Annotated in this window: 19 protein-coding genes and 2 tRNA genes; 7 read left to right on the top strand and 14 right to left on the bottom strand. The window is 53.0% G+C overall.

Features of this window, described 5'->3' with window-relative positions; genetic code table 11:
• Window positions 1–37: 37 nt before the first annotated feature.
• The 6 genes from HU175_RS21860 to HU175_RS21835 all read right to left on the bottom strand — a co-directional run bounded on the left by HU175_RS21860 (window position 38) and on the right by HU175_RS21835 (window position 5,369).
• On the bottom strand, window positions 38–988 hold the full coding sequence (locus HU175_RS21860) for a ribonuclease Z (RefSeq protein WP_176568590.1): 951 nt from the start codon (window positions 986–988) through the stop codon (window positions 38–40).
• Between the two features lie 11 nt (window positions 989–999).
• Complete coding sequence (locus HU175_RS21855; RefSeq protein WP_176568589.1) at window positions 1,000–1,410, bottom strand: STAS domain-containing protein; 411 nt, start codon at window positions 1,408–1,410, stop codon at window positions 1,000–1,002.
• Window positions 1,411–1,516: 106 nt separating this feature from the next.
• On the bottom strand, window positions 1,517–2,455 hold the full coding sequence (locus HU175_RS21850) for a phosphoribosylaminoimidazolesuccinocarboxamide synthase (RefSeq protein ID WP_176568588.1): 939 nt from the start codon (window positions 2,453–2,455) through the stop codon (window positions 1,517–1,519).
• Window positions 2,456–2,466: 11 nt separating this feature from the next.
• Complete coding sequence (locus tag HU175_RS21845; RefSeq protein ID WP_176568587.1) at window positions 2,467–3,642, bottom strand: acetyl-CoA C-acyltransferase; 1,176 nt, start codon at window positions 3,640–3,642, stop codon at window positions 2,467–2,469.
• 19 nt (window positions 3,643–3,661) lie between these two features.
• Window positions 3,662–4,354, bottom strand: coding sequence for a tetratricopeptide repeat protein (locus tag HU175_RS21840; protein ID WP_176568586.1), 693 nt, complete (start codon window positions 4,352–4,354; stop codon window positions 3,662–3,664).
• A gap of 52 nt (window positions 4,355–4,406) precedes the next feature.
• Window positions 4,407–5,369 carry a vWA domain-containing protein gene (locus tag HU175_RS21835; protein ID WP_176568585.1) on the bottom strand — a complete coding sequence of 321 codons (963 nt, stop codon included), beginning with the start codon at window positions 5,367–5,369 and terminating at the stop codon, window positions 4,407–4,409.
• Between the two features lie 165 nt (window positions 5,370–5,534).
• Here HU175_RS21835 and HU175_RS21830 point away from each other — a divergent pair.
• The 3 genes from HU175_RS21830 (at window position 5,535) to HU175_RS21820 (ending at window position 6,942) form a co-directional block, all read left to right on the top strand.
• Window positions 5,535–5,621: transfer RNA gene (locus HU175_RS21830), tRNA-Ser, on the top strand.
• 77 nt (window positions 5,622–5,698) lie between these two features.
• Window positions 5,699–5,772 (top strand) — tRNA-Pro (locus tag HU175_RS21825).
• 795 nt (window positions 5,773–6,567) lie between these two features.
• On the top strand, window positions 6,568–6,942 hold the full coding sequence (locus tag HU175_RS21820; RefSeq protein WP_176568584.1) for a hypothetical protein: 375 nt from the start codon (window positions 6,568–6,570) through the stop codon (window positions 6,940–6,942).
• 94 nt (window positions 6,943–7,036) lie between these two features.
• Here the strand turns inward: HU175_RS21820 and HU175_RS21815 are convergent, their stop codons facing one another.
• From HU175_RS21815 to HU175_RS21795, 5 genes are all read right to left on the bottom strand, one after another.
• A complete protein-coding gene (locus HU175_RS21815) occupies window positions 7,037–7,180 on the bottom strand; it encodes a hypothetical protein (RefSeq protein ID WP_176568583.1) in 144 nt (47 codons plus the stop codon).
• Between the two features lie 44 nt (window positions 7,181–7,224).
• Window positions 7,225–7,623: a response regulator gene (locus tag HU175_RS21810; RefSeq protein ID WP_176568582.1), complete on the bottom strand. Its 399-nt coding sequence runs from the start codon at window positions 7,621–7,623 to the stop codon at window positions 7,225–7,227.
• A gap of 101 nt (window positions 7,624–7,724) precedes the next feature.
• The gene (locus HU175_RS21805; protein WP_176568581.1) at window positions 7,725–8,159 is read right to left on the bottom strand and encodes a response regulator; all 435 of its coding nucleotides are present in this window, start codon (window positions 8,157–8,159) and stop codon (window positions 7,725–7,727) included.
• 329 nt (window positions 8,160–8,488) lie between these two features.
• Window positions 8,489–11,032 (bottom strand): PAS domain-containing protein, encoded by a 2,544-nt coding sequence (locus HU175_RS21800; protein WP_176568580.1) that lies wholly within the window; start codon window positions 11,030–11,032, stop codon window positions 8,489–8,491.
• Window positions 11,033–11,153: 121 nt separating this feature from the next.
• A complete protein-coding gene (locus HU175_RS21795; protein WP_176568579.1) occupies window positions 11,154–11,576 on the bottom strand; it encodes a BLUF domain-containing protein in 423 nt (140 codons plus the stop codon).
• Window positions 11,577–11,877: 301 nt separating this feature from the next.
• Here HU175_RS21795 and HU175_RS21790 point away from each other — a divergent pair, with 301 nt between their 5' ends.
• Window positions 11,878–12,543 (top strand): type IV secretory system conjugative DNA transfer family protein, encoded by a 666-nt coding sequence (locus tag HU175_RS21790; RefSeq protein ID WP_176568578.1) that lies wholly within the window; start codon window positions 11,878–11,880, stop codon window positions 12,541–12,543.
• A gap of 69 nt (window positions 12,544–12,612) precedes the next feature.
• On the opposite strand, the gene HU175_RS21785 is transcribed toward HU175_RS21790, so the two are convergent.
• The 3 genes from HU175_RS21785 to HU175_RS21775 all read right to left on the bottom strand — a co-directional run bounded on the left by HU175_RS21785 (window position 12,613) and on the right by HU175_RS21775 (window position 15,324).
• The gene (locus HU175_RS21785) at window positions 12,613–13,467 is read right to left on the bottom strand and encodes an oxidoreductase (protein ID WP_176568577.1); all 855 of its coding nucleotides are present in this window, start codon (window positions 13,465–13,467) and stop codon (window positions 12,613–12,615) included.
• 32 nt (window positions 13,468–13,499) lie between these two features.
• Window positions 13,500–14,339, bottom strand: a complete 840-nt coding sequence (locus HU175_RS21780) for an oxidoreductase (RefSeq protein WP_176568576.1) — start codon at window positions 14,337–14,339, stop codon at window positions 13,500–13,502.
• An 82-nt stretch (window positions 14,340–14,421) separates the two neighbouring features.
• Window positions 14,422–15,324, bottom strand: a complete 903-nt coding sequence (locus tag HU175_RS21775) for a helix-turn-helix domain-containing protein (RefSeq protein ID WP_176568575.1) — start codon at window positions 15,322–15,324, stop codon at window positions 14,422–14,424.
• Window positions 15,325–15,504: 180 nt separating this feature from the next.
• Between HU175_RS21775 and HU175_RS21770 the strand changes: the two genes are divergently transcribed.
• The 3 genes from HU175_RS21770 to HU175_RS21760 all read left to right on the top strand — a co-directional run bounded on the left by HU175_RS21770 (window position 15,505) and on the right by HU175_RS21760 (window position 19,736).
• A complete protein-coding gene (locus HU175_RS21770; RefSeq protein WP_176568574.1) occupies window positions 15,505–16,503 on the top strand; it encodes an FHA domain-containing protein in 999 nt (332 codons plus the stop codon).
• 141 nt (window positions 16,504–16,644) lie between these two features.
• Complete coding sequence (locus tag HU175_RS21765) at window positions 16,645–18,138, top strand: PP2C family protein-serine/threonine phosphatase (RefSeq protein ID WP_176568573.1); 1,494 nt, start codon at window positions 16,645–16,647, stop codon at window positions 18,136–18,138.
• Complete coding sequence (locus HU175_RS21760; protein WP_176568572.1) at window positions 18,135–19,736, top strand: serine/threonine protein kinase; 1,602 nt, start codon at window positions 18,135–18,137, stop codon at window positions 19,734–19,736. Before HU175_RS21765 ends, HU175_RS21760 begins: the two co-directional genes overlap by 4 nt.
• Window positions 19,737–19,756 lie beyond the last annotated feature (20 nt).

Here is a 19,756-nt window from a genome sequence, read left to right as displayed (position 1 = left end):
TATTGGGGAATTAACCGTTCATCGCAGGTTCCCCTGATCAGACCGCCCAGGTCTCACCCTCAACGGCCAGGTACGTTTCCGGAAAAACCGACCGGGCCTCGTCCACGAAGTTATCAAACGCCTTATAGCGTGACGAAAAATGACCGATCAGCAGCCGTTCGACTTGGGCCTGGGCCGCCAGTGTTGCCGCCTGTCGGGCCGTGCTGTGGTAGACCTCAGCGGCCCGCTGGGCATTATCTTCCAGAAAAGTAGCTTCGTGATACAGCAGGCTGACCCCGTGCAGTAAGGGAGCCAGTTCCGCTACGTAGCGCGTATCGGAGCAGAAAGCGTAGGAGCGGGGCGGTAGGGCAGGTTCGGTAAACTCATCCGCCTTGTACAGAATCTGACCGTCAGCGTCCAGAATATCCTGCCCGTTTTTGAGTTGTTTCAGGTAATGAACCGGTACGTCGTCGGGGAGTTTTTCTCGCAGCAGGTGCGGCTTGTGAGGCTTCTCCCGAAACAGATAACCGCTGCAGGCAATCCGGTGCTGGAGCGGAATGGACGTGGCGGTGAACAGCGGATGATCGAGCAGGAACGTCGATTCTACCGGATCGACCGCCTGAAAATGCAGCTTGTAACCCAGCCGCGAGTCAGACACCCGGAAGATCGTCGTTAGCACTTCATCGAGCCCCTGCGGACCAAAGAGGTACAGATCTTCCGTGCGCCCCCCCAGATTCATGGTCGACAGGAGGGGAGCCAGGCCGAAATAGTGGTCGCCGTGGAGGTGACTGATGAAAATATACCGTAACCGACTCGTCCGGATTCGCTTTTCCAGCAAACGCAGCTGAGTCCCCTCGCCACAGTCAATCAGGATGTAATCATTACCCACCGTCAGTAACTGGGCAGTTGGATGAAGCTGCAGCGTAGGCGTAGCAGAGCCAGCCCCCAGAATGGTGAGGGAAAACGGCTGGTTCGTGGTACGTTGATTATCGGGTTCGTGAGCGGCCATTACTAACAAACTTAATCGTGACCAAAGGCGCTGCCGGTATCAAACTCGTCATCGCTTTCGCTCCGGAAATCATTTTCCAATTCATTCATAAAGACGGCGTCAACCGCTTCCTCAACCGTGGGCAGAATAGTCAGATCGCCCAGGTTTGACGCATCAATCTCATCGATCAGATCTTCGTTTTTCGTGACCAGAATTAGCAGCCCTTCTTCGTTGGTACACTGGCGGTTAACCTTGCGTATGGCGCTGATACCCGATTCATCGATGGTTTCGACCGAGGCCGCATCCACGATGATATTGCTGTAGCCCTCCCGAAACAATGAGCGACTCAGGGTTTCAAACGTCGTGGGAATCTCGCTTTCAAACGCTGATTCGGCCAGCCGGACGAGCGCATACTGTTCGTTTTTTTCAATTGTATAGTTCATAGTTTCTCAGATGTAGATCAGGCTCCGGCCGGACTAGCAAAAGAAGTATTCAGGTTTGATAAACATGAATACTTCAGGCCGCTTCAATAGCCTTTATTGTCGAACCCTAATTTGTCGTTAGAGTTTTAAGAACGTTGGATTCAATCCGTTGGAGTGGGTCCGTATCCTCAGCGGGCTGGAATGTTTTTCCCGTTACGGTTTCGTATAATTCAATGTACCGGGCTGAAATCTGATTCAGCCATTCGTCGGACATAGTAGGAACGGTCTGTCCCGTCTTTCCCTGAAACCCGTTGGCAATAAGCCACTCCCGGACAAACTCTTTCGAAAGCTGTTTCTGCTGTTCCTGCGCCTGCTGCTTTTCGGCATACGTATTGGCATAAAAATAGCGTGACGAATCAGGCGTGTGTACTTCGTCGATCAGGTAAATTTTACCGTCCAGTTTGCCGAATTCATACTTGGTATCCACCAGAATCAGTCCCCGTTCGGCAGCCATGTCGGTACCCCGAGCAAAGAGCGCCAGCGCATAATTTTCCAGTTGACTATACTCGTCTTCACTGACAATACCCTGCCGCAGAATTTCTTCCCGACTGATGTCCTCGTCGTGGCCTTCGTGCGCTTTGGTGGTCGGCGTAATAATGGGCTGAGGAAGCCGGTCGTTTTCGTGCAGCCCGTCGGGTAGGGAAACGCCACACAGGGTCCGGTGTCCGTCGCGGTACTGACGCCAGGCATGACCCGCTAAATAACCACGAACAACCATCTCGACGGCAAAGGGCTCGCAACGCAGGCCAACGCTGACGTTTGGATCCGGTACGTTCAGCAGCCAATTGGGAACAATGTCGGCCGTCGCTTTCAGGAAATGCTGGGCCGTCTGGTTCAGCACCTGGCCTTTGAACGGAATTGGCCGGGGCAGAACAACGTCAAAAGCCGAAATCCGGTCCGAAGCGATCATGATCAGTTTGTCGGGGAACGAATAAACATCCCGGACTTTACCCCGATAAAAAGCAGTCTGACCAGGAAATTGAAAATTTGTCTCAGAAATTGGCACGAGTAAAGAGGTTATAGTTTTTCAATGACAATGGCCGACGCACCTCCGCCACCATTGCAGATCCCTGCTACACCATAGCGGGCGTTGTGTTGACTCAATACGGTTGTGAGTGTGGTTACAATCCGGGCTCCGGAAGCACCCAGCGGATGCCCCAGCGCCACGGCCCCGCCCAGAACGTTTAGTTTCTCCTGCGGTACGTTCAGGATATGACTGAATGCCAGCGGCACGACGGCAAAAGCTTCGTTTACTTCAAAAAAATCAATGTCGGCTAGCGTCAAACCCACCCGTGCCAGCGCCAGCGGTACGGCTTTCGCCGGGGTCGTTGTGAACCACTGCGGTTCCTGCTCGGCGTCGGCATAGGCCAGAATCCGGGCCAGCGGTTTCAGCCCCAGTTCGTCGGATTTCCGGCGACTCATCAGCACCAGCGCCGACGCGCCATCGCTGATGGGCGACGAACTGGCGGCCGTTACGGTACCATCGCTCGAAAAAGCGGGTTTGAGTTTTGGTACCTTATCATACACCACGTTTGTGTATTCTTCGTCCTCGCTCACCGTAACAGTTCCCTTACGACCGACTACGTCGACCGGCACAATTTCTGCACCAAACTGGCCCGACTGCGTACTGGCTTCGGCGCGTCGGTAGGACTGGACCGTAAAGGCATCCTGCGTTTCGCGGCTGATACCATATTCCAGAGCGGTACGATCGGCAAATACACCCATTGCGCACTGATCGTAGACATCAACGAGGCCATCACGAGCGAGTCCGTCAACCAGTTCAGCATTGCCGTATTTATAACCGAAACGAGCCTGGGGTACGTAATACGGTACGTTCGACATGCTTTCCATGCCCCCGGCCACAATTACGTCGGCCTGCCCCAACTGGATTGTCTGAGCCGCCAGCATGATCGCTTTGGCACCCGACGCGCAAACTTTATTGATCGTCGTGCAGGGAATGGTAACCGGCAAACCCGCTTTGAGGGCGGCCTGCCGGGCGGGGGCCTGACCAAGATTGGCCGACACAACATTACCCATATAGAGTTCCTGAACCTGCTCTGGTTGAACCCCCGCCCGATTCAACGCCCCGCGAATGGCAAAGGCTCCCAGATCAATGGCGGAGAGGGGAGACAGGGCGCCCCCGAAACTTCCGATGGGAGTTCTGACGGCCGAAACAATGACAACTTCATTCATAATCTTTCTGTCGTTGAGTCTACCAGCGGTTCTGACCCGCCGGGGAGGTGGTTGTTGCGGGCCGGGCCGAACGCGTCAGGGCGTAAGGCAGGTCGTCGTTCTGCATGGCGTCAAGGAGTTGCAGAGCCTGGGCTTCGCTCAGGTTCAGCCGCTGAAACCGACGTAACAACTCATCCTGCTCGTCGGATCGTTCGACCTGCTGCTGACTCATCGACTGGGTCGAACTGGCCTGTTGCTGCTGCCGGCTGGCGGGCTGCTGTCTGGGTTTCCCGGCTAGCCCTTTTCCGGAAAACGTCTTCTTTACCAGTTCAAAGTTATAGCGCGCCGGTTCATTGTTGGCATCTTCGAGCAGAGCCTGCTGAAACAGAATCAACGCCGTAGCACTATCCTCCTGAATGCAGGCAATAACACCGAGCTGGGTAGCCGCCACAGAACGTAACCCCGTTTTAGCCGAACGCAGTAAAGCCTCGTATTGGGGCCGGGCCTTGTGGTACTGCTTCAGCTGGAAATACGTATGACCCATATTGAGCCGCACCGCCGGATCGAGAGTCGTTGTCCGGATCAGCGAGGTGTATAGCGTTAACGCTTCCTGATAGTAGCCCGCATCATAGGCTTTCTGCGCCTGTTGCCGTGCCTGGTTATTGCGCGAAATCTGGTTCGATAACAGTGGGTTTGTTAACCAGGACCAGGCAGCGATGAACAGATAAATCATACACACATAAACGGACAAGTCGTCAAAATTAAGCGGAATCGCTGAGAAGCGCTCACAATCGGAACGTCCGGAAGGTAACCAAAAGGTCGATTATGATCAGACCCAGCGCGATCAAGAGAAAATAATAGTATTTATTCGTCGAAATAGCGATCTCCTGTTGGTTGGTAAACGGCCCTTGTAGGGAGCGTAGTACACTGGCCAGCTCATAGACGTAACGCCCGTCGGCATCCGCTTCAAGGTAACGTCCCCGGCTGTCGCGCGCCAGGTTCTGCAGAAAAGAGCGGTTCAGATGGCTGTGTACAACCTGATTGTCGTCGTCCCGGACGAAATCGAGCCCATCCCGAATCGACGCACCAGCGTCGGTGCCGACCCCCACCGTTATCAGCGGAATATTATCCTGCCGCAGACGATTCAATTCGGTACGTTCGCAGGGGCCAAAGTTTTCGCCATCACTGAACAGGATGAGTGCTTTGGTGCTCTGCCGGGTCGTGGAGTCAGTGACGAACTTCTGCCGGGCCAGCGCAATGGCACTGCACAGGTCCGTTCCCCCCGACGAGGCTGGGTTAGGCTGAATATGCTGAACAAACTGTTTGAGTGCACTATGATCAGCCGTGAGGGGCGACAGCACAAAGGGCTCCGTCGCGGTTAGGATTAGCCCAAACCGGTCGGCAAGCAACGTATCACTTAGTTGCTGCACGTCATACTTAACCCGTTCGAGCCGGGTGGGTACTACGTCATTGGCGGCCATTGACCGCGATACGTCCACGATCATAAAGACATCGCGGGCGGTGGTGTCGAGTTTTTCGCTGGCTTCTCCGAAGGACGGACCTAACAGCGCGATAAGCAAAAGGACCAGGTAGCTGCCCCGCAGAAAAAATTTAGGGACTACGCCCCAGGCCGACGTATTGAGCTGCCGGGCCACCCAGAAAACGCGTGCTATATACAGTACGTAGAGCAGCAGGAAAAGGCCAATAAAAATAAATTCGGTGGTTGAAAATTGATAAAGCCAGTTCATACAAATGCTAACCAGACTGAGACAGAACCAGATGCTGATCCTGGCGCGATGCGTTGCCGGGGCAAAAATACGGCTTCGAAAAAGATTTTAGAACTTACCTCTTGACGAAAACGATGAATCGCCCTATCTTTGTGTCCCAGTCGTCCGGAAGCGGGCTATTGATCTGGAGAGATGCCTGAGAGGCCGAAAGGAACAGTTTGCTAAACTGTCGTACTGGTAACGGTACCGAGGGTTCGAATCCCTCTCTCTCCGCCGGGAAACTTGAAAAAAGTTTTTCATGAGTCATTAGGAATATCAAAAAAAATGATTACCTTTGCACTCACAAAATTCGGGGTGTAGCGTAGCCCGGTATCGCGCCTGCTTTGGGAGCAGGAGGTCGTAGGTTCGAATCCTGCCACCCCGACATCAAAACCGTCAAGTCTACTTTTTGATTTGACGGTTTTGTAATTTAAAGGAATGGTCCCGTAGCTCAGCTGGATAGAGCATCTGCCTTTAAGTTAGGAGCCATAGGATGGGAAACTGCCTATGGGATGTTGTCAAAGTCGGCGAACTCTTTCACATGACAACGCCGAGCCAAGCCCAGTTTCTGTTGGGAAGGTGTAGAGACTAGACGGCAACCACCTACGTTTCTGGTTACCGGAAATACGGTGAAGACATAGTCCAGACCACGAATGCATAAAATAATTCATGCAGCAGTGAAAACTGTAGTTGGTACGCTAAGCAGACGGTCAAGCGTTCGAATCGCTTCGGGATCACACTGATTAATAAAGGGTTACGTCTTGGTTTAGACGTAACCCTTTATTCGTTGAGGTGGTTTTAGGGTATGTATAGTTAGGAAACGACAAGAGCTTTCGCTGCTCCTAAAACAGTCTGAAAGTTACACATGGTTTTGTGTAGCTCTTTAAGATAGTCAGAGTAATCTTAATAGCCTCTGAACGTCGTCTGCATACTGGTAAAATCAGAAATTTTACTGTCAATCGCAGTCCTGCCTCCTGGCAGGATGAATACCAACCACTCAGGCAATATGGCGTTGATAATAAATAGACTGACCAGAAGCCGAACTGCTGTTCGTTGGCACTCGGCGACCGTTACCAATTAATTTACTGTTAAACTGGCTGAATCTAAAACCCTTATAGATAGACACCGAGTTATGGTGCTGGTTAGACTATCCTAACCTCTTAACAAATAACTCAAAGTCATGAAAAAAGTAATCATGCTGGGAACGATGCTGGTTGGTATCGCCACCTTCAGCGCTCAGGCGCAAACAACAACGGGCTCTACCAACAGTGGCAGTAACTCGAGCAGAACTACAAGTTCTTCGACTATGCAAAACGGGACTTCGACTAACAATCGCAGTTCAAGATCAACCATGAGCTCGGGTACTACCAACTCCGGCTCGATGAACAACACACAGATGGGCAAAGGTCAATCTGGCTCGATGAATAGCAACTCGTCTTCAAGCAACGGAAACACGATGAAGACCGATGGCAGCATGCCTACCCAGGGAGGGTCCATGAACCGGAGTAGCAAGCAGAGCAAAACCACAAAAATGAAATCGACTACGTCTAAATAGCCTGGCTGATTTTCTGACAGTCAGTATTTTATTAGTAGGTAGTTCCTAAGTGATTAAACCAAGAGTCGACTAAAGAATTTAGTCGACTCTTGGTTTACTGAGTATTGAGACTGATCCGCGCTGTAAGACTCACCTCCGGAAAGAACGTTTCCAGCGGCTTAATGATGATGTTATACGCCTTCAACGTCCAGTGTACTTTTTGCCCCTCAATAGGTTTGCTCGCCGAAGCAGCAAGCATACTGAATTTGCGGCATTTAACGGGTTACTCTCTTCGGTTCGCTTTTATAGCCACTGCTTAACTACAGGAGCGATAGCCTGCTGATACTGTTCGCTCGTGAAGGGTTTAGTAATAAAACCGTCAGCCTGCAACTTAGCCGCTTGCTGCTTATCACTCTCCTGATCGGAAGTAGTTAGGATAACCACCGGCAAATCAGCGTAGCGCTCATTCTGCCGAATTCGTTCCAGTGCTTCCAGGCCGTTCATAATAGGCATATTCAGATCCAGTAACACCAACCGGGGTAAAACGCTGGCCTGATTGAGCGCATCGATCAAGGCCATACCGTTACCTATGGTCTTAAACTTATATTGGGGCGCTTCGCGCTCAAGCGCTAGCTGGGTTAGAAAGCAGTCGTCTTCGTCATCGTCTACCAAAAAGACGTAGTCAGTCGTTTGAGGCTTCATGTAGCGTTATTGATTCACGGTACTAACACCTCATTAGGGGCAGGGGTTCGCTAGCCGCCTGTATAGGCGTCAAGTAATGAGCAAAAGTGCCACTGGCACGATCAGTCATCCTCGGTGAATCGGTTAGGGTGTAGACAACTTGACCAATAGTTAACGATAGCAGATAACTGCGTTCTAATTTCGGCTATACTCTCTTTCTTCTCAAAATAACCCTGAATCGTTAAGTTGTAAGCTTCCTCTACCTGCCGACGATAGATGGGGTGCGTGAAGAAGATAAATGGAATGGCTCGTTTGCGAAGCTGTGGGTCATCTTCAATTTGCCGTCGAAGCTCGATACCAGTCATACGGTGCAAGCTCACCTCGGAGATAATTAGAAAGGGACGCTCCTCGGTCGTTCGTAAATAGTCGATGGCAGCTTCGCCGTCCGAAAAGAAGCGTATTGTACTGTCCGGGGCTAACTCATGAAGAATCGGGGTTAGCAAAAGTTGATCATCTTCATCGTCATCAATAAAGATAATAGGTCCATTCACTTCCATGTTGCTTTTAGGTTGTATGGAAGGCTAACAGCCGAGGACGCCAATAGTAACCAAAGTTTATCGAACGGGCGTACTCAGGACACGCTCAAGCCGATTCTCTGATAAGCTGTATCAGAGTAAAATGTCCAATTACTGGTAAAGTCAGCGATCTCGTCAATGGATGCATTCATTGATTTCCAATTGATCAGCCTGGCAGTGTATTACCTGGGAATCGATACGTCACGCGAGGGAAATGGCGCCTGGAAGTCGACAGATAGAAAAAATCAATCGGTCAGAATACGTGTATCTAACTGCTCTATAAAAGGAGCCAAACGCTGTTTGGTATCTTCTCATTGAAAGGGTAAAAATACCGAGAAGGTAGCCCCCAGACCGGGTTCGCTATTTGCCGTGATAGCTCCACCGTGATTCTCAACCACGCGTTGACAAATGGCCAGACCAATGCCTGTTCCTGCGTACTCATTCTTACCATGTAGTCGCTGAAACACCCGAAAGATGCGATCTCTGTACTTTGACTCAAAACCAATACCGTTGTCGATCACCTCTATCCGATAGTAGTGAGTTGACATTCGGGAGGGCACTACGTCCTGTGGTAAGGTGGATGCTGCCACCACCTCGCAACGGATGACGATAAGCGGGGCTGTCGCTGCTCGTCGAAACTTAAGGGCGTTGCTCAACAGGTTTTGAAACAACTGGCCTAGTTGCGTTGCATCCCCTTTTATACGGGGGAGCACGGGGATTTCAACCTGGGCTCCGGCCTGGTCAATAGCCAGATCCAGCGTGTCCAGTACTCGGGCCATGATCTGCTGCAGCGACACCTCGTCAAAGGTTTCCTGTTGGGTTTTGATCCGTGAGAACGTCAGTAGATCGCTGACCAGCCTGGACATGCGGCTACCGGCATCCACCATGCGTTGAAGCAGGTAACTGCTTTGCTCATCAAGCGGCTGGGTAGGTTGTTGCAGCAGCAAATCCCCGAACTGCTGAATCTTGCGCAGGGGCTCCTGTAGGTCGTGACTGGCCACGTAGGCAAATTGCTGCAAATTATCATTGGAGCGCCGGAGGTCCTCGTTAGCCTGCGTTAACTCCTGGGTCCGCTGGTCCACCCGATGCTCTAACTCCTCCGACAGAAGCCGGTAGCGTTGCTCACTTTGCAGGAGGGCCTGTTCGGCCTCCGCCCGGTCAACAGCAATGATCAGTCTGGCGCATACCTCATCCAGCAATGTCAATTCATCAGCGGTCCAGGCATGAGGCTGCTGATAATGGATAAACAGTACGGTCTTAGTTCCAGTGGTGGTTACCAAAGATCTGCTGGCTGTGGCAGCTAGTCCTAGTGCTCGATGAGCTTCCTTCTGCTCAGCGGTGAGTGCTGGGTCACTGACCACATCAGCGCGAGCGGTATTCCCTTCTGCCAGAAGATCCGCCAGTAGGTTTCCATACTCAGTAGAGCAGTGTTGCCCCTGCCAGTCAGCTACGCCATTGGTGTAATTAGGCAGTACCACAATCGTTTCCCCGTCGCGTTGCTGCTGGGCGTAGCTTACCCGGTTAGCGCCTAAATAGGTACCCAGTTGACCGGCAACGGTATGGTAGATCGCTGTGGGACTGCTCAACGCGCGGAGCTGGTCAGTTAGCTCCAGCAGAAAGGTTTTTTGCGCTTCGCTACGTTGAATGAGCTGTTGAGCCAGTACCTGCTGGGTAACGTTCGTTGCCATGACCAGAACAGCGTAGACGTCTCCCGGCTCGTTAAACAACGGCTTGGCCGTGAAATCAACGTAGTAGGTTCCTGGTAAGCCGCCAATCAGCAAGTCAGCCCGGGCACCCTGAGCAGAGTAGGTCACACCTGTATCAAACAGATCCTGCAGGATAGCCGGGAACGGTTGGTTTTTTAATTCGGGCAGCGCTTCGAGCAGGGGCAGACCGATTACCTGCTGGCCCTGTTGGAAAACGGCCAAGATGGATGCGTTAGCTACCTCGATCCGCAGGTCACGACCCATCAGCAAACAGGTGGCTACCGGCGCTTCTTCAATCAAGGCCCGAAAACGGACTTCACTGCGTTGCAGTTGCCGGAGCGCCAGCACCTCCTTGGTAACGTCGGTAGCCGTATTGATGAGTCCGATCAGGGTGCCGTCCTGGGTATAAACCGGATTGTAGGAAAAGTTAAACCAGGCATCCTGCCACTGCCGATCCACCATCACCCCCGTTTTGGGCCCATGACTGTGGTAGGCTTCACCGGTATCATAAACGCGCTGTAAGAGGTCCTGCAATGGCTGGTTCACCAGCTCGGGAAGTACTTGATAAAGCGATTGACCCATCACGGACTCGTCCTTACCCCATATTTCGAGCATCGGTCCGTTGACGGCGTCAATAACCAGTTCCCGGCCCACAAAGAGAACCGTGGGGGTAGGAGAGTTGAGTACGATACTGCGAAAGCGAGCCTTACTTACTTCTAGCTGTTGATGCAGCTGCACCTGAACGGTGATGTCACGGGCTACCCCCGACAGGCGGTAAGCGGCCCCAACAACGTCGACATAAGCCCGGCCCTGGCAGTGCAGCCAGCGGACCTGTCCATCCTGTGCTCCGGTGGTGCGAAACTGCATGTCGTAGTAGCCCGCCGAGGAGGGATCGAAGGCGTCCCTCAATGCCCTGTCCACACGCTCCCAGTCCTCCTCGTGTACCAGCGAAAGAAACTGGCTATAGGCAATCGTATCACCACCCCGGAAACCGTAGAGTTCCTGGCAACGCTCATCCCACCACACCTGCTGTTGGCCAATGTCGAGGTGCCAGGTACCTACCTGGGCTGCCTGGATGGCATACCGTAGGCGTTCCTGCTCGGCTTGATTACCAAGTGAGAATGGGAAGTATGTTGATGAATCAGTCATGAATGGGAATTACTCAATGCATCACTCACTACATAAACGATCTGCAGAGTAGTTTAATCCCCTTTCTGCGAAAATTAGTTGACAAGTGGCCTTTTAAGTGTACTCGCGAAAACGCCAACCGTTATTCGTCGGTTGCCTGGCGGTGGTTAACGTCGAAAAAGCGTTTAAGCATCCGTAATATAACTGGCCGGTCAGGATCGTGGGACGCTTCCCCGTCAATAATATCCGCTACCTCTTCATACTGCCGGGTAGTCAGCGTCTCATAGCCCATAAACCAGTGATCAAACAGCCGCTGGGCAATGTGATGGCTGATGACGGTTCGTACGTTAGTGTGGCGGGGGTCAATCTGGATGCTCTTATACAAACCTTCTACGGCTTCCTGCTGGCCCTCGAGCACTTGAACGATGTTGCCGTTGACGTATAACAGCACACCGGTGATACCCAATCGGGCGTTCTTATTCCGACTAAACTCCACAATGTCGAAAATGTCGTGTTCGGAGGTTGACTCAACGGCCGTACTGAAATAAGTGATGCAGTAATCCATGCTTACGCTAGGGGGGGACTAATAAAGAAACAAAGTTACAACTCAGGTTTATTGGAAAAAATCAGCCGGGCTAATAGCAGTTTTTTTGATCAGGCAGGTACGGTAAGCTTCATGGAGTGGGTAGGTACCTTAAAACACGGCGATGCTATAAGTTTGTTTTATTCGGCCAACAGCCGGGTTCTGTTGCCGCAGACCGGCCCCGCCAGCCAAACCCAATTTTCGACCACAGTTCTTAGTGAATGCTTGATGCAATTCGTTGGATAATACATTAGTTATAAGCGAGTTATATAACTTTCTGTCGATGCCCGAGCGGGATACACGGCCGAGTGCGCTGGCGACGGCCTACTCGTACCTATCGGCCTTTTTGAGCGAAGACGTGAACAAAGCGACCAGTACGTCGACGCTGTCGCTGGAGGATTTTCGGGACGGGAAACCGATGACGATCTACTTGATCCTGCCGCCCGATAAGCTGATCTCGCACCGGGCGCTGATCAAGCTTTGGATAGGAGTGCTGCTGAAAACCATTACCAGCCGTCAGACTATTCCTCATCAGCAGACGCTGTTCCTGCTCGACGAAGCAGGGCAACTGGGGCACTTTGCGTATCTCTACAGCATCATTACGCTCTGCCGCGGCTATGGCCTGAAATGCTGGACTATCTGGCAGGACTTTCAGCAACTCGAAGCCAACTACCCGAACGACTGGCAGACGCTGATGAACAACTGCGGGATGGTGCAGTATTTTGGCGGGAAGAATTACCAGATTGCCCGCAAAGTGGAGTCCATTACGGGCATACCGGCGGCCCGGCTTATGCAGATGGATGCCGACCAGCAATTGCTGATGATGGATGGACTAACCTTCCTGTCCCGTAAACTGGACTATCTGACCGACGGGCAGTACAAAGATCGGTTCGACCCTAATCCGTTCTATCCCAAATGTTCCTCAGCGGATGGGCCGGGCGTACGTTGAAAGCTCAGTTGACGAACAAAAAACGGGCCTGCTTCACGTAGAAGCGGGCCCGCTATGATTAAGCCTGATTTATGCCAAAGCTGGCGCGTCAAAACCAGTTGAAGTGGTTACGTTTTTCCAGGTAGTCATCTCCTGTTGTAACGCAGTAATTTTTCCCGTGGCCGTATCGAAGGCATCCTGACCCAGGAACAGATGCAGGGGCGGATTTGGCTCGTCGGCCAGGCGGATCAGAATGGCAACGGCTTTCTCGGGATCACCCGGCTGATTGCCATTGATCTGCTCCTGGTGTGCCTGCTGCGATTCCCGAACGGACTGGTAGGCGTCGATGGGATTGGCGGGCGTGCCGAGGGAACCCGATGTAAGAAACTCGGTCCGGAAATAGCCAGGGGAAACGATCGTTACGTGGATGCCAAAGGCTTTCGCTTCGGCCGCCAGCGCTTCAGAGAAGCCTTCTACCGCAAACTTAGTCGCACAGTAGACGCCAAATCCGGGGAAGTTACCGACGAAACCGCCGATGGACGAGAGGTTGATAATATACCCTGACTGCTGGCTACGTAACTGCGGCATGACGTGTCGGATGACGTTGAGCGGACCAAAAACATTTACGTCAAAGTTAGTCCGGGCTTCGGCGTCGCTCAATTCTTCGAGACTGCCGAGCTGCCCGTACCCCGCATTGTTGACGACAACATCGATCCGGCCAAACTGCTCGATGGTCTGATTGATGGCCTGCGCTACGCTGCTTTCGGTCGTCAGGTCAACGGCGAGTGGTAAGAAATTATCAGCTGTACCTACGGCCCGGCTCAGGTCATCGAGCCGGCGGGAGGTAGCCGCTACGTTGTGCCCAGCGGCCAGCAATTGTTTAACCAGCGATAGGCCAAGGCCTTTAGACGCACCGGTAACGAACCATACTTTTTGTGTACTCATTGTTGTTGAGAATCTGTTGTGGAAGAAATGGACTAGGCGGAGAAATCAGTGGATTTCGTCAGCGTCTCGTTGGCCGTAAACTCATCGCGCAGCCGCTCGACTTTGTTCATGGCCCGTTTGTAGGCATCGCTGCCCAGCAGTAAATACAGGGGTGGATTCGGGGCCTCACTGATCTGGATCATCGCAGCCGCGGCTTTCTCCGGATCGCCGATCTGGTTACCGTTCATGTGCTCGTACTTACTGTGTGACGCCCGAACGTCGGTGTACGCGTCGATGGGATTTTGGGCCAGCACCAGCGATTCGGGCGTGAGAAAGCTGGTGCGGAATGCACCCGGTGCCACCACCGTCACGTGAATTCCGAACTGCTTCACATCGTCGGCCAGCACTTCCGAGAGGCCCACAATAGCGTATTTGGTGGCTCCGTAAATGGCCCAGCCGGTATTGGCCGAAATGCCCGCAATAGAGGAGATGTTAATGATATGTCCCGATCCTTGGGTGCGCAGATGGGGCATGGCGTGCCGGATGACGTTGAGCGTTCCAAAGACGTTCACGTCAAAACTAATGCGAGTCTCTTCGTCGGTCAGCTCCTCAATACTGCCGCCAATGCCGTAGCCTGCGTTATTGACTAGTACGTCAAGCCGACCGAAGGTTGACAGCGTTTGATCGATGGCTTGCTTAACACTTTGCTCGTTGGCGAGATCGACTTGTAAGGCTAAAAAATTAGGGGTTGTCTGGCCAACGGCCTGGTTAAGATCCGTTACGTTTCGGGAGGTGGCGGCTACGTAATGTCCCGCTGCCAGCAGCTGATTGACCAGCGACAGGCCCAGGCCTTTGGATGCGCCAGTAATAAACCATACTTTTTTGTTGTCCATACGTCTGTTCGTTTTGGTACGACAAAAGTAGCGGGACAAGAGCGGGCAGGGCTTGCGTCAGACAAACTGATACTTGCAAAATTCAAACAGTTCGGTAGGCAGTAGGGGTAAGCTGGGTCTGTTTCTTGAAGAAGTTGTTGAAATGGGCTGGTTCTTCGAAGCCGAGGCTATAGCTGATCTGGGCAACGTTCCAGTCTGTATGCTTGAGCAACGCTTTGGCTTCGCTCAGGAGACGCCCGGCAATGTGGTCGGTGGTGGTACGGCCGGTCGTTTCCCGGATGGAGCGGTTGAGGTGGTTGACGTGCACGGACAGATGATCCGCGAAATCTTTTGCCGACCGCATCATAAAACGCTGACTGGGCGATTCAATCGGAAACTGCCGTTCCAGTAGCTCCGTAAAGACCGCTGTCATCCGTGACTTGGCGTCAGGATGCTGGTATAGCGTTTCCGACGGTCGCATTTTTAGCGCGCTGTGGATTAGCTCGGTGAGATAGCTCTGCAAGAGGTCATACTTGTAGCGATACTCCGAATTGATCTCATCCAGCATTTTCTGGAACAACTGACTGATCTGCTCATCCTGCTCCTGGGTGAGCGAGTACGCTGGCTTGCCTCCGGGCAGAAACATGGGCAGCTCATGTAAGCTGCCCCGCATCCGCTCATTGAAGAAAGCCTCCCGGAAAATGCAGAAAAAACCTGTTTTGTCGTCAGACAGCGATGCCCAGGTGTAAGGCACCTGCGGATTAAAGAAAATCAGCGTAGAACCTTCGATCTCGATGCTTTTGTCGGCATAATGATACACGTTTTTCCCCCGGATCAGCGAGATTTTGTAGTAATCCCGGCGACTGTAATTCATGGGCGGTGCTCCCGGTACAAAGCAGTCTTCCAGCCGGAACACGTTGAAGTGTGACAGATCGTACTGAAGGTTATCCGGCATCCAGTTGAACTTCTTCTGGTAAAACTCTTCGATCGACTCGGTGCTTATCATGGCGTAAAGTTACGAAATTCAAAGAAATCAGCGCGTGGGCTCGCCAGTACGTCGGGCAGAGGAAAGGTGGTCGTAAACAAAGACCGCATTGAAACGCTTACAATAAAAGCACTCCTGACCTCAAACGAAACCGGGAGGGCGCATCGTTAGGAAGGCAATCTGTCCGTAATTCAACCCTGTATGGCCAATCAGTCCGGTGGCTGGCTCCGGAAGTTGGGTGACCTGCTTGTTCCCCCCAGCCAGACAACGGCGGCCCCCGCGCCAGCCGTTACCAACACACGTATCTTAAACGAACTCGTTGCCTGTTTCGAGGATTCTATCTCGCAGGAATCGGTAGGGGCAAGTATGCTCTTCAACGCGCATTTTCTGATTATTCTGCACCCGGATGTCTACGAGGATCGATTGAACGCGTTCCCGGTCATTGTCAACGAAGCCGTCAGTGCCTTTAATCAGTTTATTGATGCGCACAAAGCCAACTACGGTCGAGTATCTCCGGTTGCGTCGAGCTGGTTTTTTAAATTCGGAGCCGGGCGTGAATTCAATGGCGAAGCGGTCGAACCGGCCGACGTTCGGGTGGTAGGTGCCCTCACCGGGATTCTGTCGGGGAATCAGGCCCTGGCGTCGGGTGCGGCTCCCATGCACGTAACGCAGCGGGTGCAACAAACGAACCGCTACGAGAAAATTGATGTCGACCAGCGGGCGTTTCTGCACATTGATTTTCGCGAGCCGGGTGCGTTTGTGGTTAAGTTCTCGTTCGAGGCACCCGCAAAACCGATCGGTCAGATAAACAGTACCGTAAATCAGCAACCATCACTGCCGCGCAGCCTGGAAGATGGACTCGCGCAGATTCGGTATTACGTATCCGACAAAAATCAGGATGCGACGTACCTGATGCGCGACCGCGAGATTGTGATAGCCCGTAAGGAGGCCGACAACCAACAGTTTTCAAACTATCTGCTGCTGGAATCAGTCTATGTATCGAACCCCCATGCCCGGATTCGGTACAACGAAATAACGCAGGGGTTTGAGCTGGCCTCGTTCAGCCGGAACGAAACCCGTATCAACGAACGCGTGGTGCCCCGGAGCGAACCCGCCAATCCACAGTGGCACGAACTGCCCGATAAAGCGCAGATCCTGCTGAACAGCATGGTCACGCTGCAGTTTAACCGTAACCTGTAAGGTAATGATCGACTTTTTGCTGGTGGGCGTGCTGTTCCTGCTGGTCATCTTCCTGGTGATCCGGCATTTTCAGGACCTGCCCCGTTAACCTAGCGGGTACTGTAACCAACAGATTACCCGATCAACTTTAGCTGTTTCTGCATGCATACACTAACCATCGCCGGCCAGACTGATGTCGGCAAACGTCGTCAGGACAATCAGGATACGTTTATCTGTACTTCGCTTTGGGCAGAAACGAGCGCGCTATTGGTCGTGATTGATGGCGTAGGCGGCTACGCGGGTGGGGAACGGGCATCGGCAATTGCCAAAGAATCCATTCAGCAGTATATGGCAACGCCAAAAGGCGATACGTTGACGATGTTGCGGGAGGCTTTGGTGTTTGCTAATAATCAGATTGATGCCGAGCGCCAGCAACACCTGGAACTGGATCAGATGTGCTGTGTGCTGACGGCTGCCGTGGCCGATGCCGCTGCGGAAAAAGTGTATTACGCACACGTAGGCGATACGAGGCTGTATCGGTACCGAAACGACGAACTGGAGAAAATAACGTTCGATCACTCGCTGGTGGGCGAGCGCGAGGATGCTAACGAACTCTCCGAAGCAGAGGCTATGGAGCATCCGCACCGAAACGTAGTACTGCGAACCGTCGGCTCCGAACCCCATCGCGTCGACGACGAAGATTTTATTGAGTCGAACGAAACGGATTTCCTGCCGGGCGACCTGTTACTGCTATGCAGTGACGGTCTGACCGACATGCTGACCCGGTCGCAGATTCGGGGGATTTTGAACCGTCCGCTGTCGCCCGAAGAGCAGATTCGGGATCTGATTCAGCTGGCTAACCAGCAGGGTGGAAAGGATAATATTACGGTCGTTGTGGCGAGGCAGTCGGGCGAAGAAACCGGATCGATCACAACGGGAGCGACTTCCGTACCCGACAAGCAACCTAATCCAGTCGTGAGCGCGTCGACAACACCGATGATCGCCAGTAAACCAGACGTAGACGATAAAGGTACGTCTGGTTCTGGCCGGTGGGGGCTAGGGCTGGGCGCGCTGGTAGCCATTGCACTGATTGTGGCGCTGATCTGGTACCAGAATCAACCCGATAGCCGACCCCCACGTCCTGTTGCGGTCGACAGTATTAAAATCAGTAACGAAGGCATCGCCCGCGTGACCGGATTCACAGCGGTGACGCCCACGGATGCGGCCTTTACGGCGGCCGATACGTTACTGGACTCGCTCAAACTAGCCGCTTACGGACGTACCGATCATCGATTAGTGCTCCCGGCCGATACGTTTCGGCTTCGGGAACCGTTACTGCTGACAGATTCGATGCTGGCCGTCATTGGCGACGGCCAGCTTACGGTGCTGATGCCGATCGACTCAACGAAGGCTGCGCTGGCCGTGCAAATCAACCGATCGGGAGCCGTTCGCCTGGAAAATCTGGTGATCAGCGGTTTTAAAACCGGCATCGAAGCGGCTAGTGGCGGGCAGCTTATTGCCAAGAAACTGTACTTCGCCGACGTGGAGAAACCAATGCTGGCTACGGTGCAACAAGATAGTATTTCGAATGCGGTGATTTCCCTGACGGTCAAAGAATCAGTGGTTGCACCCGTTAAATCAAAACGTTCACGATGACCACCGTTCCATTTAGTACGTTATTTCCGGGCTATGAAATTCTGGGCGAACTCGGACGTAGTAATGCCCGGGTGCTGAAAGCCCGGCATCTGGCAACGGGCGATCTGGTGGCAATCAAACACTTTGCCCTCAATACTGACGCCGAAACGCTCCGGCGGTTTCAGCGCGAATCGGAGATTATGACCGGTATTCAGCACCCCAACGTCGTAAAAGTGCGCGAGGTGCAGCTGGAAGCCGAGATGCCGTATATTGTGATGGAGCTGATCGAGGGCGGCAGCGTACGGAATCTGTTACAGCAGCAGGAACGACTCGACCATGCCACGGTAATTCGGCTGGGCTTGCAAATGGCGAGTTCGTTCAAAGCCATTCACGCGGCTGGTATTATTCACCGCGATATCAAACCGGAAAATATTCTCTACCGACTGCTCCCCAGTGGCGAGCTGCATTTTCTGTTGACCGATTTTGGGGTCGCCCGGCTGCATGAACAGTCCAGCACCATTACGGGTCAGTCACTGCTGACCTACGAGTATGCATCGCCCGAGCAGTTCAACAACCCAAAGAGCGTTGGCTTGGCCACCGACTACTACTCGCTGGGCGTCGTACTGTACGAATGTCTGACGGGACGGGTGCCGTTCAGCATGGCCGAACATGCGGGTATCGTTACGTTCATGACGCAGGTGTTAACCGAAACACCCGTACCGCTGGCAACGGTCGATTCATCACTAGCGCCCTTCACGAACGCGGTTGAGCCGCTGCTGGTGAAAGATGCCAACGCCCGGCTCCGCGACGCCGATGAACTGACCTGGCTGCTCAAACAAACCGAACTGGCCCTGTTGCAGGCCCGGCGTGCGCCCGTAGCGACGATGCCAGTAGCGGAGAACGTAACCCAGGTTGCGCCAGTGAGAACGGCCGCTGCCGGTCCCGAACCAAGACAGGCCACCACATCGGTAAATACGGTCAATGAAGCACCGCCATTCTGGACTACGTCAAAATTGATTGTCCTGACGCTGGCGGTGTTGCTGGGTGTCGCTGGGGTATACTATGCCTTCAAGTCAGCCGACAAGACTGAAACGGGAACGCTCATGAGTGGCCCGGTGAACGACGACCTGGTGACCAGTGATGCCGTCGCCGATTCGATACGTCGGGCGGAAGAGGAAGCCGAAGAACAGGAAAGATTACGTCAGGAAGCTATGGCGGCCGCGAAAAGCCTGTCCGTCAAAGCGACGGATTTTAAGGTGGGATTCTTTGGCGGTATCAAGGATGTGCAGCTTCAACTGAGCAACCCCAGCCGAATTGCTTTTACTTACGTGCTGGTGCGGGTGGACTACATCAAAGACCAGGGGGGCATCTATAAGTCCGAAAAAGTTTATTTCAACAACGTAGAGCCGAATTCATCGCCTATGCGTGCTGCTCCCAACAGCGACCGGGGAACGAAGATCAGATGCAAAATTATTGATTACAGGTCGCCGAGTATTCCCCAGCCGCTCGATGAGCTGACGGTGCCCGATGTTGATAGTGAAGTACCCACTGATACCAGTGTATCGACCGACTCAACCGCTAAGACTGATACCACCGAGGAAACGGGTTTACTGCACTGAGCGGCCCCACTAACGTTCAT

This window comes from Spirosoma sp. KUDC1026, assembly GCF_013375035.1.
Taxonomy (GTDB): domain Bacteria; phylum Bacteroidota; class Bacteroidia; order Cytophagales; family Spirosomataceae; genus Spirosoma.
This window is presented reverse-complemented; position numbering and strand designations above follow the sequence as displayed.

Bases quoted from the DNA above. Each gene is read 5' to 3' on its own strand.
- HU175_RS21860 (WP_176568590.1), bottom strand. From the start codon at position 988: ATGGCCGCTCACGAACCCGATAATCAACGTACCACGAACCAGCCGTTT.
- HU175_RS21855 (WP_176568589.1), bottom strand. From the start codon at position 1,410: ATGAACTATACAATTGAAAAAAACGAACAGTATGCGCTCGTCCGGCTG.
- HU175_RS21845 (WP_176568587.1), bottom strand. From the start codon at position 3,642: ATGAATGAAGTTGTCATTGTTTCGGCCGTCAGAACTCCCATCGGAAGT.
- HU175_RS21840 (WP_176568586.1), bottom strand. From the start codon at position 4,354: ATGATTTATCTGTTCATCGCTGCCTGGTCCTGGTTAACAAACCCACTG.
- HU175_RS21835 (WP_176568585.1), bottom strand. From the start codon at position 5,369: ATGAACTGGCTTTATCAATTTTCAACCACCGAATTTATTTTTATTGGC.
- HU175_RS21820 (WP_176568584.1), top strand. From the start codon at position 6,568: ATGAAAAAAGTAATCATGCTGGGAACGATGCTGGTTGGTATCGCCACC.
- HU175_RS21815 (WP_176568583.1), bottom strand. From the start codon at position 7,180: ATGCTTGCTGCTTCGGCGAGCAAACCTATTGAGGGGCAAAAAGTACAC.
- HU175_RS21810 (WP_176568582.1), bottom strand. From the start codon at position 7,623: ATGAAGCCTCAAACGACTGACTACGTCTTTTTGGTAGACGATGACGAA.
- HU175_RS21805 (WP_176568581.1), bottom strand. From the start codon at position 8,159: ATGGAAGTGAATGGACCTATTATCTTTATTGATGACGATGAAGATGAT.
- HU175_RS21800 (WP_176568580.1), bottom strand. From the start codon at position 11,032: ATGACTGATTCATCAACATACTTCCCATTCTCACTTGGTAATCAAGCC.
- HU175_RS21795 (WP_176568579.1), bottom strand. From the start codon at position 11,576: ATGGATTACTGCATCACTTATTTCAGTACGGCCGTTGAGTCAACCTCC.
- HU175_RS21790 (WP_176568578.1), top strand. From the start codon at position 11,878: ATGCCCGAGCGGGATACACGGCCGAGTGCGCTGGCGACGGCCTACTCG.
- HU175_RS21785 (WP_176568577.1), bottom strand. From the start codon at position 13,467: ATGAGTACACAAAAAGTATGGTTCGTTACCGGTGCGTCTAAAGGCCTT.
- HU175_RS21780 (WP_176568576.1), bottom strand. From the start codon at position 14,339: ATGGACAACAAAAAAGTATGGTTTATTACTGGCGCATCCAAAGGCCTG.
- HU175_RS21775 (WP_176568575.1), bottom strand. From the start codon at position 15,324: ATGATAAGCACCGAGTCGATCGAAGAGTTTTACCAGAAGAAGTTCAAC.
- HU175_RS21770 (WP_176568574.1), top strand. From the start codon at position 15,505: ATGGCCAATCAGTCCGGTGGCTGGCTCCGGAAGTTGGGTGACCTGCTT.
- HU175_RS21765 (WP_176568573.1), top strand. From the start codon at position 16,645: ATGCATACACTAACCATCGCCGGCCAGACTGATGTCGGCAAACGTCGT.
- HU175_RS21760 (WP_176568572.1), top strand. From the start codon at position 18,135: ATGACCACCGTTCCATTTAGTACGTTATTTCCGGGCTATGAAATTCTG.